Origin of the sequence: Microbacterium sp. Be9, assembly GCF_011754135.1 — a bacterium.
Taxonomy (GTDB): Bacteria; Actinomycetota; Actinomycetes; order Actinomycetales; family Microbacteriaceae; genus Microbacterium; species Microbacterium maritypicum_A.
This window is the reverse complement of sequence record NZ_WNWT01000004.1, coordinates 560,174-572,742: the sequence shown is the minus strand read 5'-3', so window position 1 is coordinate 572,742 and position 12,569 is coordinate 560,174. Positions and strand designations below refer to the sequence as shown.

The 12,569-nt window shown below is 67.3% G+C and carries 11 protein-coding genes; 5 read left to right on the top strand and 6 right to left on the bottom strand.

The annotated features are described in order from the left end of the window. The first annotated feature begins 3 nt into the window (after positions 1–3). Positions 4–489 carry a thioesterase family protein gene (locus GLO27_RS06970; RefSeq protein ID WP_021200514.1) on the top strand — a complete coding sequence of 162 codons (486 nt, stop codon included), beginning with the start codon at positions 4–6 and terminating at the stop codon, positions 487–489. Between the two features lie 81 nt (positions 490–570). Here the strand turns inward: GLO27_RS06970 and GLO27_RS06965 are convergent, their stop codons facing one another. Beyond that, entirely contained in the window at positions 571–1,461 is an 891-nt protein-coding gene (locus tag GLO27_RS06965) for an acyl-CoA thioesterase II (protein WP_021200515.1), read from the bottom strand. A gap of 50 nt (positions 1,462–1,511) precedes the next feature. Between GLO27_RS06965 and GLO27_RS06960 the strand changes: the two genes are divergently transcribed. Then, positions 1,512–2,177 (top strand): hypothetical protein, encoded by a 666-nt coding sequence (locus GLO27_RS06960; RefSeq protein WP_021200516.1) that lies wholly within the window; start codon positions 1,512–1,514, stop codon positions 2,175–2,177. Here the strand turns inward: GLO27_RS06960 and GLO27_RS06955 are convergent. The 5 genes from GLO27_RS06955 to pepN form a co-directional block, all read right to left on the bottom strand. Beyond that, positions 2,156–3,628, bottom strand: coding sequence for a serine hydrolase domain-containing protein (locus tag GLO27_RS06955; protein ID WP_208323565.1), 1,473 nt, complete (start codon positions 3,626–3,628; stop codon positions 2,156–2,158). The genes GLO27_RS06960 and GLO27_RS06955 overlap by 22 nt on opposite strands. A 133-nt stretch (positions 3,629–3,761) precedes the next feature. After that, a complete protein-coding gene (locus tag GLO27_RS06950; protein ID WP_167254165.1) occupies positions 3,762–5,426 on the bottom strand; it encodes an FAD-binding dehydrogenase in 1,665 nt (554 codons plus the stop codon). Beyond that, the gene (locus GLO27_RS06945) at positions 5,423–5,872 is read right to left on the bottom strand and encodes a globin (RefSeq protein ID WP_167254164.1); all 450 of its coding nucleotides are present in this window, start codon (positions 5,870–5,872) and stop codon (positions 5,423–5,425) included. The genes GLO27_RS06950 and GLO27_RS06945 overlap by 4 nt, the downstream gene beginning before the upstream one ends. Then, complete coding sequence (locus GLO27_RS06940; protein ID WP_167254162.1) at positions 5,869–6,942, bottom strand: mechanosensitive ion channel domain-containing protein; 1,074 nt, start codon at positions 6,940–6,942, stop codon at positions 5,869–5,871. The genes GLO27_RS06945 and GLO27_RS06940 overlap by 4 nt, the downstream gene beginning before the upstream one ends. A 151-nt stretch (positions 6,943–7,093) precedes the next feature. Beyond that, complete coding sequence (pepN, locus tag GLO27_RS06935) at positions 7,094–9,646, bottom strand: aminopeptidase N (protein ID WP_021200521.1); 2,553 nt, start codon at positions 9,644–9,646, stop codon at positions 7,094–7,096. A gap of 179 nt (positions 9,647–9,825) precedes the next feature. Here pepN and GLO27_RS06930 point away from each other — a divergent pair, with 179 nt between their 5' ends. Genes GLO27_RS06930 through GLO27_RS06920 form a run of 3 tightly spaced genes read left to right on the top strand, consistent with a single transcriptional unit; the run spans position 9,826 to position 12,534 of the window. Further along, positions 9,826–11,010, top strand: a complete 1,185-nt coding sequence (locus GLO27_RS06930; RefSeq protein ID WP_021200522.1) for a ferrochelatase — start codon at positions 9,826–9,828, stop codon at positions 11,008–11,010. 38 nt (positions 11,011–11,048) lie between these two features. Further along, positions 11,049–11,534, top strand: coding sequence for a ribose-5-phosphate isomerase (locus tag GLO27_RS06925; RefSeq protein ID WP_021200523.1), 486 nt, complete (start codon positions 11,049–11,051; stop codon positions 11,532–11,534). Position 11,535: 1 nt separating this feature from the next. Further along, entirely contained in the window at positions 11,536–12,534 is a 999-nt protein-coding gene (locus GLO27_RS06920; RefSeq protein WP_021200524.1) for a DNA-formamidopyrimidine glycosylase family protein, read from the top strand. Positions 12,535–12,569: the final 35 nt, after the last annotated feature.

The following is a 12,569-nucleotide window of genomic DNA, read 5'->3' as shown; positions in this document are numbered from 1 at the left end:
CTCGTGACTGCGACGCCGGGGCCCCGCCTGCACATCCCGATCCAGCTCCGCTGGGGCGATCTGGATGCGTTCAACCACGTCAACAACACCTCGATGCTGAAGCTGCTCGAGGAAGCTCGTGTGCGAGCATTCTGGCGTGCAGGCCCCGGCGAAGAGGCACCATCCACCGCGGTGCTCGACTCGGGTATCGATGAGGGGATCCTCACCCTCATCGCGCGACAGGAGATCGAGTACCTCGCGCCGGTGCCCTACCAGCGGCGACCGCTCGAAGTGCAGATGTGGTTCGGCAAGCTCGGCGGATCCAGCGTCGAGGTCTGCTACGAGGTGCACAACGATCCCACGGCGGCGCCGCGTCAGATCTACGCCCGCTCCACGGCGATCATCGTGCTCGTCGATGCGAAGACCGGACGTCCCACCCGTCTCACCCAGGAGATGCGCGACGCATGGGATCCGTACGTCGGCGAATCGATCGAGTACAGCCACCGCTGACCGCCACACGTACCGCCGGCGTGCACCAGAGCACGGCCACCCGGGCAGACCCGCAGCACGACGAGCGTCTGAGCGGATAAGTCAGTCCTGGCCGTCGGGAACCCTGATCATGATCTCCTGGGCGACACTCGCCACCAGGGTGCCGTCGCGTGTGAAGATCCGTCCGGTGGCGAGTCCGCGGCCTCCGCGGGCGTTGGGGGACTCCTGTACGTAGAGCAGCCACTCATCCACGCGAGCAGGGCGGTGCCACCACATCGCGTGATCGAGACTCGCGACCTTGAGACCGGGGAGCGCCCAATAGACCCCGTGCGCGCGAAGAATCGACTCCTGGATCGTCATGTCGCTGAGGTAGGCGAGCGCTGCGCGGTGCAGACGCTGGTCATCCGGAAGCGGCGCGCGAAGGCGCATCCACACGGCCTGCTGCGGTGTGCGGGCATCGTCGCTCGGCAGATACATCGGCGAGTCGACATGGCGGACATCGGCCGCTCGGTCGCTCAGCATCCGCGCCGTGCCGCCGGGGAGTCCCTGTACACGGTCCTCGTCCGGCTGGAGGGCCTCAGGCTCGGGGATGCCCTCGGGCATCGACGACGCATGCTCGACGCCGGGATCCGCATCCTGGAACGAGGCGATCATCGAGAAGATGGGTACGCCGTTCTGGTATGCCTGGGCACGGCGTGTCGAGAATGAGCGCCCGTCATGAATACGATCGACCGAGATCGTGATGCCCTGACTCGCATCGCCGGGGCGCAGGAAGTATCCATGCATCGAGTGCACCGCCCGATCTTCGGGAAGAGTGCGTTCCGCAGCGAGGAGCGCCTGGGCGAGAACCTGTCCACCGTAGATCCGCCCGCTGGGCATCGGGTGCGACGAACCGGTGAAGATGTCCTCGGTGGTCCGTGCCTGGGTCGAATCGAGATCGAGGACCTCGAGCAGTCGCTCGACGGTCTGGATGGCGTGTTCTTCCGCGCTCATGGATTCCTCTCCGCGCCCCGGGACGCCGCTCCGTTGGTAGTTTAGAACGCGTGCCGCATCACCTTCTCCTCGCCGACGCCGACACGGCGAAAGACGTTCTGACATTCGTGGGGCGAGCCGCCAGAATCAGCGACGAGGGCGTACGACTGCAGGCGACGGGGGGAGTCCTCGCGCTCACGACGGCGGCCCTGGCACCACACGGTCTGTTCGATCAGACGCCGACGATCCTCGCGATGCGCATCGTCCATGCCGACCCCGAACTCGAGTGCGATGTCGTCGTCGATCAACTCACGCAGACCGACGGACTCGATCGCCTGACCCTCCCGGATACGGGCCTCTCTCCGGCCTGGGCCGGCATCGCTCCGCCTCGCGGTGCATGGGAACGGTCAGCCGTCCTCGACGCCTCGACGCTGGCCCGACGAGCACAGTGGGGCATTTCCGCCGTCGCCCGAGGCGCGACGCCGGGCGCCGGAGAAGAAGCCGTGCGGGCGCTGCGTGCCGCGATCTGGGGTGAGCCGGACGAGGAGCTCGAGGGTCTGCCGAGAGGGGTCGCCTTCGCCGCGGACGCGATGGGTTTCATCTCCGGCGAGGAGCAGGTATCGGTGACTCGATCCGGGCGATGGACGCGACTCGCCTTCCGGCGCGGGCATGTGCTCTCTCGGGGACCGGTCGCCTCTGGCCTCACGAGCGTGCGTCAGACCGGCGTGCTCGACTGACGCGAAGCGCGCAGGCGCCCCCGTAACGCGACCGGCACGACGCGGAGTGCGACGATCCTGCTCACCAGAGCACTGATTCCCCCCAGCACGAGCACGATCCCGAGAACGTCGAGGAGCGGGAACAGCCAGAGGTCGAATACCCAGTACTGCCATTCGACCGATCCTCCGAGCAATGCCGGTGCGAGCGGGACGAACAGGCCCACCACGATGACGAGCGTCAGCGGGATCAGACGAAGCCAGCTGCGTGGTCTTCGCGCTGCGCGTCGCCGCGCCGCCCACCGCGGAGCACGTAGTGCTGTCACCAGGAGAAGGATCAGAGCGAGCACGGCGAGAGCCGACAGGATCCCGTTGACGATGTTCAGCGGATTCTCATACGGCTTCGCCGCCACCCCGTCGGCACCGACGATCAGGTTCTGCACCAGCTCGCCGGGGGAGCCGACGCCGTTCGTCAGCACCACTGCCGCTCGGCCCGTCTCGGGAGCGAATGCCATCGAACCGGTGAACGTGGCCAATGTGCCGCCGTGGGAGACGAAGCCGGGGGCGTCGCCTCCGCCCGGAGCGGCGCGTTGCCAGCCGAGGGCGTAGGACTCCGCGCCCGGCTGAGAGACATGGAGCTCTTCGAGCAGTATGCGATCCAGGACGCCCGCTCCGACCTCGCCCTGCTGGAACCGAAGCCACCGCACCATGTCGGCGAGCGTCGACACCACACCTCCGTTCCCCCCGCAGCGTCCGGGCATCTCCGGCATGACGTAGGCGAGTCCGAGCACGACGGAGAAGCCGGGGGCAAGTCGTTCGACCGCCTGATCGCAGGCATCGACGCTCTGTGTGTCGAGCATGCCGAGCGGGACGAAGAGGCGCTGCCGGAGGAAGTCGTCCAGCGACTCGCCGGAGACGACTTCGACGACGCGCGCCGCGATCGAGTAATTGGTGTTGTGATACTCGAATCGGGCGCCGGGCTCGGCCACCAGCCGCCGATCGCGGAGCTCGGCCACGACCGCCTCGGTCGTCCGTGGTGCGGGGAGCGCAAACTCGGGGTTGGTTCGCAGCGAGAGTCCGGAGGTGTGCGACAGCAGCTGCCGTATCGTGACCTCCTCATAGCGCTCGTCGGCCATGGTGAACTCCGGAAGTGTGTCGATCACCCGGTCGTCGAGCGCGATCTTCCTGTCCTGAACGAGCAGCATGACCGCCGTGGCCGTCATCGACTTGCTCATCGAAGCGATCCGAAACAGCGTGTGCGGGGTGATCGTGCGTCCGTCCCCATCCCGACCGCGCACGATCAGCTCGACGCCTCCGTCGGAGACCACCGCCGCAGCTATGCCCGGTGTGGCGAACGCATCCACGTAGGCCTGCACGGTGGCGTCGGAGGAGAGTGGGGCGGAAGTCGCGGCGGCGGGAACCGCGGTGCCCGGGATCAGAACGGACAGGAGACCGAGAACGGGGAGGAGGCGCACGAGGCCACAGTAGGAACGAACGCCGAGCGATTCGAGTGACGAACACACTTCTTCGGGATAGCCCGAACAGGCAGGAGGGATCCCCGGAACGGCATCATCCGGAAAGCTGGAACCGGCGCTCTCGGAACGTGCCTCAGCCCGCGAGTGCCGCTGCCCGCCCCGCCGTCCGTCCCGAGAACAGGCAACCGCCGAGGAACGTGCCTTCGAGGGCCCGGTAGCCGTGCACGCCCCCGCCACCGAAGCCGCTCGCCTCGCCTGCCGCATAGAGCCCCGGGATCGGCTCTCCGGCTGCGTTCAGAGCGCGGCCCTCGAGGTCGGTGTTGATTCCGCCCAGAGACTTCCGCGTGAGCACGTGAAGCTTCACGGCGACGAGCGGTCCGGCCGCAGGATCCTGGAGACGATGCGGTGCAGCGGTACGGATCAGCTTGTCGCCCCGGTAGCTGCGCATCGATCGGAGCATCCCGATCTGCGCGTCCTTCGTGAAATCGTTCTGCATCTCGCGGTCGCGGGCGAGCACCTCGCGCCGGACGTTGTCGATGTCGAGGAGCTCCCCGCCCGGATGCCGCTGCATCTGTTCGAGCAGCGTTTCCAGGTCGTTCTCCACGATGAAGTCCTCGCCCTCGTCGAGAAACGACTGCACAGGCCCGGTCGGTCCCTTGGCCAGGCGCGATCTCACCAGGAGACCGACGTCCTTGCCGGTGAGATCGGGATTCTGCTCGCTGCCGGAAAGTGCGAATTCCTTCTCGACGATCTGGCGTGACGTGACGAACCAGGAATGGTCGTGACCGGTCGTGCGCAGGTGCTCCAGCGTTCCGAGGGTGTCGAATCCGGGAAACAGGGGGACAGGGAGTCGTTTACCCGTCGCGTCGAGCCAGAGCGAGGAGGGGCCGGGGAGGATACGGATGCCGTGTGACGGCCACACCGGGTCCCAGTTCGTGATGCCTTCGACGTAGTGCCACATCCGGTCGCCGTTGATCAGCCGGGCGCCGGCAGCTTCGCTCACACCGTGCATCGATCCGTCGACGTATGCCGGTACCCCGGTGAGCATGTGCTCCGGCGCGGTACCGAGGCGCGCCGGCCAGGCTGCGCGGACGAGGTCGTGGTTTCCTCCGATGCCGCCCGACGAGACGATGGTCGCCGTCGCCGTGATCTCGAACTCGCCGATGACGTCGCGGGAGGACGGCACACCGCGGCTGGATCCGCTCGTCGCGAGGACGTCGCCTCGCGCTCCGGTGACGGTCCCGTCCACCGCGAGCAGTTCCGTCACGCGGTGTCGGGGGAGGACCGTGAGCCGTCCCTCCCGCTCGCCCTGTTCGACAGCCGCCGCGAAAGGGGCCACGATCCCCGGACCGGTACCCCAGGTGATGTGGAACCGCGGGACGGAGTTGCCGGGACCGATGGCGCCGTAGCCTCCTCGCTCAGCCCAGCCCACCACCGGGAAGAAACCGACGCCGCGCTCTCGCAACCAGGCGCGCTTCTCGCCGGCAGCGAACTGCAGGTAGGCCTCGGCCCAACGGCGAGGCCACTCGTCCTCCGGCCGGTCGAAGCCGGCGTTTCCGAACCAGTCCTGAGTGGCGAGTTCCAGGGAGTCCTTGATGCCGAGACGCCGCTGCTCGGGGGAGTCGATGAAGAAGAGACCGCCGAAGGACCACCACGCCTGTCCACCGAGGTTTGTGCGTGGCTCCTGGTCGACGATGATCACGCGCCGACCGGCGTCGAGCGCCTCTGCGGCGGCCACCAGACCGGCCAACCCCCATCCGATCACCAGGACGTCTGTGGACAGGGGTGTTGTCGTCATGAGTTCTCCGTTGATTCCTGACGTGAGCGGGTCTCGAGCGTGGGACGGCCGCCGGGGCCGGGGCCGATGCCGGAAGGCTCGAGTGTGTTCACCATGGCATAGGCGGCGCGCTCCAGGTAGTCCCACAGCGTCGTTTCGTGCAGAGGAGACAACTGCGCTTCGTCGACGGCCGTTCTCATATGACGAAGCCAACGATCGCGGGCATCGGCATCGATGTGGAAGGGCATGTGTCGCATGCGCAGCCGAGGGTGCCCTCGCGTCTCGCCATAGGTCGTCGGCCCTCCCCAGTACTGCTCGAGGAACATCCGGAGCCGATCCTCCGCCGGTCCGAGATCCTCCTCGGGGTACATCGGCTTCATCACCGGGTCGAGCGCGACCTCGCGGTAGAACACCGAGACGATCTTCCGAAAGGTCTCATGCCCGCCGATCTCGTCGTAGAACGTCACTTCTGAGGGCTCCCGTCATCATTCGGCTTCTTGCGGCGCCAGATCCCACGATCGGGGATGATCGGCACGCCCGTGACCGCGTTCGGACGGGTCCTGGGTGGGTTCGCTCCTCGTACCCGACGGGCGCCGTCGAGCCCCGTCGGCACGACGTCGACCATGCGGGGCACGCCGATCTCCTTCTCGAGCAGTGCGGCGCGCAGGCGACGACGCAGCTCCTGGGCCACGTCGTCCTTCGCATTCGCACGGGCCTTGATGACGATGCGGACGACGAGCGCGTCGCCGTCGATGGATTCGAGCCCCCACAGCTCCGGCTTCTCGATGATGCGGGTGCGCCACTTCGGGTCCTTCGACAAGCCCTGCGCGGTCTCGAGCATGATGTGCTCGACCTGTTCGAGGTCCGAGTCCGCCGGCACCCCGATGTCGATGATGGAGCGTGCCCATCCCTGTGACATGTTGCCGATGCGGGTGACCTCGCCGTTGCGCACGTACCAGAGGGTTCCGTTGACGTCGCGCACCTGCGTGATGCGCACGCTGACGTACTCGACCACACCGCTCGCGAGACCGAGGTCGACCACATCGCCGATACCGATCTGGTCCTCCGCGACGATGAAGATCCCGTTGAGCACATCCTTGACGATGTTCTGGGCGCCGAAACCGAGGCCGGCACCGACGGCGGCGGTGAGGAGGGTGAGCGAACCGAGCAGGCTGTTGTCGATGGCGTTCACGATGAGCACGATCGCGATCACGACCAGCATCACATTGACGATGTTCTGCAGGATCGTACCGAGGGTGCGGGTGCGCTGCACCAGTCGCATGTCGGCAAGTGGCGAGCGCTCGAGCGCCTGTGTGTCGTCGACGGACGCCTTGTTCTTGGCGCTGTCGACGATGCGGTGCACCACGCGCCGGATGACGACGCGAAGCACGAGGCCGATCACCACGCACGACACGATGATGATCGCGACGGCGAGCACCTTCATGCCGGCCGCTCCGAGCCAGCCGAGCAGCGCCGTCACCCAGTCGGGAAGCGGCACGGGGTCGGGGGGAGTGTCTGTCGTGGAGGGGATCATCATCACCACCGATCCTAGCGATCGGGCCTCTGTGCGGGCTGGGTGGTGGATGCCGCACGCGAAAACAGAGACCACCTGCCTCAGCCGGGGCGTGTCGTGGTGTGGACACTCCCAGGGCGAGACAGATGGTCTCCGTTTCGGATGTACTCCGGTATCAGTCCTCGGCGTCGCGCGCCTGCGCAGCGAGCGCCCGTTCGACATCGGCCAGATTCTCGAGCACGAGTCGGCGCAGTGCCGGTGCAGCGTCCTGGTGGGCGGCCAGCCAGCCGCGGGTCGCGTCGCGGAGGGCGATGTCGGCCAGAGCCGTCGGGAAGAGCCCGACGATCAGGTACTGCGCGATCTGATAGGTGCGCGACTCCCAGACGGGGAGCAGCATGTCGAAGTACGCGGGGACGAACTCGCTCAGCGCCGCTGCTCCGGACGGGTGCGTGAAGCCGAGTGCCGCCGAGCGGACGATCGTGTTCGGGGCGTCATCGCGCTCGATGAGCGACGCCCATGCGGCCTTCTTCGACGCCGAGTCCGGGAGAGAGGCGCGGGCCTGTGCCGCGAACTCCCCGCCCTTGGCGGTGTTGTCCGCGGCGAGAGCGGCATCGATGGTCGCGGCATCCGTCGCGCCGATCGTGGCGAGGCCCACGAGGAGCTGCCAGTTCAGGTCGGCATCGATCTCGAGCCCGGGCAGGGTGTCCTCGCCGGAGCGCAGACGCCCGATGATGCCGGCATGCTCCGGGGTGACCAGCGCGTTGGCGAAGGCGGTGACGAACTGCAGCTGGCTGTCGCTGCCCGGCTCGGCGGACTCCGCGAGACTCCACAGGCCGTCGGCGATCTTCAGCCGCGCCGCCTCGCGGTCGGCCGGCGTGACGTACAGCGTCGCCGCAGTGCGCAGCTGGGCGAGCGTGGTGCGCACCGTCGTCGACTCGGTCTCGCGACCGATGTTCCCCAGCACGAGGTCGAGGTACTCCGAGGCGCCGGTCTCGGCGTCGCGGGTCTGATCCCACGCGGCACCCCAGACGAGCGAGCGGGCGAGCGGGTCGTGGATGTCGGCGAGGTGCGCGATCGCGGTGGCGAGCGACTTCTCGTCGAGGCGGATCTTCGCGTAGGCGAGATCGTTGTCGTTGAGCAGCACGAGGTCGGGCCGGGCGAGACCCTGCAGCTCGGGCACCTCGGTGCGGTCGCCGTCGACGTCGACCTCGAGGTAGTGCGTGCGCGTGAGCGAACCGTCGGTCAGCGTGTAGAAGCCGATTCCGAGCCGGTGCGGACGAATCGTCGGGTAGTCCGCCGGCGCGGTCTGCGTGATCGCGAAGCGCGAGATCTTTCCATCGTGGTCCTCTGCGATGACCGGCTCGAGCGTGTTCACGCCGGCGGTCTCCAGCCACTTCTTCGACCAGGAACCGAGGTCGCGGCCGCTGGTGGCTTCCAGCTCCGAGAGCAGGTCGCTCAGCTCGGTGTTGCCCCAGGAGTGCTTCTGGAAGTACTGCGACACGCCCGCGAAGAACGCCTCGATGCCGACCCAGGCGGCGAGCTGCTTCAGGACGGAACCGCCCTTGGCGTATGTGATGCCGTCGAAGTTCACCTGCACGTCTTCGAGGTCGTTGATCTCGGCGACGATCGGGTGAGTGGACGGGAGCTGGTCCTGGCGGTAGGCCCAGGTCTTCTCCATGGCGTTGAACGTGGTCCACGCCTCGGTCCACTCGGTGGCCTCGGCGGTGGCGATGGTCGACGCCCACTCGGCGAACGACTCGTTCAGCCAGAGGTCGTTCCACCACTTCATGGTGACGAGGTCACCGAACCACATGTGGGCGAGCTCGTGCAGGATCGTGACGACGCGGCGCTCCTTGACGGCATCCGTCACCTTGCTGCGGAAGACGTAGGTCTCGGTGAAGGTGACCGCTCCCGCGTTCTCCATGGCGCCGGCGTTGAACTCCGGCACGAAGAGCTGGTCGTACTTGGCGAACGGGTACGGCACGCCGAACTTCGACTCGAAGTAGGCGAAGCCCTCGCGCGTCTTGTCGAAGATGTAGTCGGCGTCGAGGTGCTGCCACAGGCTCTTGCGGCCGTACACGCCCAGCGGGATGACACGGCCGGAGGCGCTCGTCAGCTCCGAGAACGTCGATTCATACGGTCCGGCGACGAGGGCGGTGATGTACGACGAGATGCGCGGGGTCGGCTCGAAGCCCCAGGTGGCGGTGACGTCGTCGTCGTGCACGATGGGCTCGGGCGTGGGGGAGTTGGAGACGACCTTCCACGCGGCCGGTGCCGTCACGGTGAACTGGAACGTCGCCTTGAGGTCGGGCTGCTCGAAGACCGCGAACACGCGGCGCGAGTCGGGCACCTCGAACTGGGAGTAGAGGTAGACCTCGCCGTCGACGGGGTCGACGAAGCGGTGCAGTCCTTCTCCGGTGTTGGTGTATTCGCAGTCGGCGTCCACGACGAGGACATTCTCGGCCTGCAGCCCCGTGAGCGCGATGCGCGAGTCGGCGAAGACCTCATTCGGGTCCAACTGCTCGCCGTTGAGCGAGATCTCGCGCACCTCGCGGGCGATGAGGTCGATGAAGGTGAAGCCCTCCGGTGTCGCGGTGAAGCGCACCACGCTGCGGGAGCCGAACACTTCGGCGCCCTTGGTCAGATCGAGGGCGACTTCATAGGACTGAGTGTCGACGACGTCGCGGCGCTCCTGCGCTTCGATGCGGGTGAGGTTCTCTCCAGGCACAGCTGTACTCCCAGGGGTGAGGGGATGTCACCGGGGCTGGGCGCAGTTGGCGCCGACGGCAACCCTGACAGCCTACGCCAGTGCGACGGATGCCCTCTCGCAGCGGCGCAGGAACGGAAACGGATAGAAACGGTGAATGCGCGCACTCCCGCACTCCGCCGAGGTGGGAGGATGGAGGGGTGACTGCGATCGAGCCGAATGTCGTTCCCTTTGCTTCGCCTGCTGCCTCCGGCGGTGCGCCCTTCGTGACCACGCCGGTCGCCTACGACGCGATCCTTCTCGCCGGATTCGGCGGGCCGGAGGGTCAGGAAGACGTGATCCCGTTCCTCCGGAATGTGACGCGCGGGCGCGGCATCCCCGACGAACGACTCGAAGAGGTTGCACACCACTATCGTCACTTCGGCGGAGTGAGCCCGATCAACGGGCAGAACCGTGTGCTCAAGCAGGCGCTCGAGAACGCCCTGGTCGAGCGAGGCATCACGCTCCCTGTCTACTGGGGGAACCGCAACTGGGCCCCGTACCTGGAAGAGGTCGTCACCGAGGCGTCGGGCAACGGTCACAACACCCTCCTGGCTTTCGCCACCAGTGCATACAGCTCGTTCTCCAGTTGCCGTCAGTATCGCGAGGACTTCGCCCGCATCCTCGAGGAGACGGGCCTGGGCGAGACCGTGACGATCGACAAGATCCGTCCCTTCTACGATCACCCGGGGTTCGTCGAAGCGTTCGAGACCGGCGTGCGGGAGGCTGTCGAAGGCTTCCTCGCCGAGGGTGTCGCCGCAGCCGACATCCAGATCCTCTTCTCGACGCACAGCATCCCGACGGCCGATGCCGAGCGCTCCGGTGCACGGGACATCGACTGGGGCGAAGGCGGTGCGTACGCCGCACAGCATCTCGCCGTCGCCGCCTGGGTGATGGACCGCGTGCGGCAGACCGTTCCGGCATCCGCCGATGTGTCCTGGGAACTCGTCTACCAGTCCCGTTCCGGCCCCGCCTCGCAGCCGTGGCTCGAGCCCGATGTGTGCGACGTGATCGGCGAGCTGCCCGAGCGCGGTCGCAAGGCCGTCGCCGTCGTACCAGTGGGCTTCATGAGCGATCACATGGAGGTCCTGTGGGATCTCGACACCGAGGCGGCGGAGGCGGCGGAGGAAGCAGGTCTCTCCTTCACGCGCACTCCCACCCCGGGCGTGTCGCCCGCGTTCGTGACGGGCATCGTCGACCTGATCGAGGAACGTCTCCAGGGCCGTCCCAACGAGGAGCGCGCGCATGTCACCTCTCTTCCTGGCGGTTTCGACGTGTGCCGTCCCGGGTGCTGCGAGAACATCCGCGCGGGCTTCAAGCCGGCCGCGGCTGGTGTCGCCCCGTGACCTCTCGGTGATGCACGCGCACTTCTAGGATGGGAGTCATGCGCATCCACATCGCCACCGACCACGCGGGCCTCGACTTCTCCACCCAGCTGCAGGGACATCTGCGCGCAGCCGGACACGAGGTCGTCGATCACGGTCCGATCGAGTACGACGCGGTCGACGACTACCCCGCGTTCTGCATCCGCGCGGCTCAGGCGGTCATCGCCGATCAGCGGGCGGGCGTCGAAGCTCTGGGTGTGGTCTTCGGAGGTTCCGGAAACGGCGAGCAGATCGCTGCGAACAAGGTGGAAGGCGTCCGTGCCGCACTCGTGTGGAACCTCTCGACGGCAGAACTGGCCCGCGAGCACAACGACGCCAACGTGATCTCCATCGGCGCACGACAGCACACCTACGACGAGGTCACCTCGTTCATCGACCGTTTCATCGAGACGCCGTTCTCCGGAGACGAGCGCCACGTGCGGCGCATCGGCCAGATCGCGGACTTCGAACGCGACGGCTCCCTGCTCCCGGACCCGCGGGCCTGAGATGCCCGAGGGTCATTCCGTCCACCGGATCGCTCGTCAGTTCGACCGCAACTTCGTCGGCAAGACGCTGAGCGCCTCCAGCCCGCAGGGCCGGTTCGCCGAAGGTGCCGCTGTCCTCGACGGGCGCGCGGCGGTGAGCGTGCAGGCCGTCGGCAAGCAGATGTTCCTCGAGACGGAAGGCGATCTGTGGCTCCGCGTGCACCTCGGTCTGTACGGGGCGTGGGATTTCGCGGGCGAGATCCTCGTCGACCCGACCATCGCCTCGGCGAACGGGCGGATGGGCCAGACCAACCAGCGGGGTACCGTCCTCGACGAGCCGATCCTCGATGATGCGGGGGAGAACTCGCTGGCGTCGATCGGAGCCCCTCGACGCACTCGGGTGCATGTGCGCATGTCGGAGCAGACGAAGGGCCTCGCCGACGAGGGGATGGAGTGGCCTCCTCCTGTCGTCGGGCAGGTGCGCCTTCGCCTGATGACCGACATCACCGCAGCCGACCTCCGAGGACCGACCGCCTGTGTGCTGCAGACGCCCGAAGAGATGCTCGCCACCGTCGCCAAGCTGGGGCCCGATCCGCTCGTCGGCGATCCGGTCGAGAACGAAGAACGGTTCGTCCGGGCGGTCCGGAAGAAGCCGACGGTCATCGCACTCCTGCTCATGGACCAGTCGGTCGTGAGCGGCATCGGGAACGTGTACCGGGCCGAGATGCTGTTCCGGCAGCGGCTGAATCCGCACACACCTGGTCGGGATGTGCCCGAAGACGTCGTGCGTGCGCTCTGGAACGATTGGGTGCGGCTGCTCGCCGTCGGTGTGGAGACCGGGCAGATGATGACGATGGACGGCCTCACAGGTGCGGACTATCGAGCGGCGATGGCAAACCGCGACGACCGCCACTGGGTGTATCACCGCGCGGGGCTTCCGTGCCGCATCTGCGGGACGGAGATCGCCCTCGAGGAGATCGGCGCGCGCAAGCTCTACTGGTGCCCCCGTTGTCAGGCCTGACCACGCACCTGCCACCGCCATCCGTTCTAGGCTGA

What these genes read in the sequence shown, in the direction of transcription:
- GLO27_RS06965 (WP_021200515.1), bottom strand. Translation starts at nt 1,461, where the DNA reads ATGAGCGCGGAAGAACACGCCATCCAGACCGTCGAGCGACTGCTCGAG.
- GLO27_RS06950 (WP_167254165.1), bottom strand. Translation starts at nt 5,426, where the DNA reads ATGACGACAACACCCCTGTCCACAGACGTCCTGGTGATCGGATGGGGG.
- GLO27_RS06940 (WP_167254162.1), bottom strand. Translation starts at nt 6,942, where the DNA reads ATGATGATCCCCTCCACGACAGACACTCCCCCCGACCCCGTGCCGCTT.
- GLO27_RS06925 (WP_021200523.1), top strand. Translation starts at nt 11,049, where the DNA reads ATGCGCATCCACATCGCCACCGACCACGCGGGCCTCGACTTCTCCACC.
- GLO27_RS06920 (WP_021200524.1), top strand. Translation starts at nt 11,536, where the DNA reads ATGCCCGAGGGTCATTCCGTCCACCGGATCGCTCGTCAGTTCGACCGC.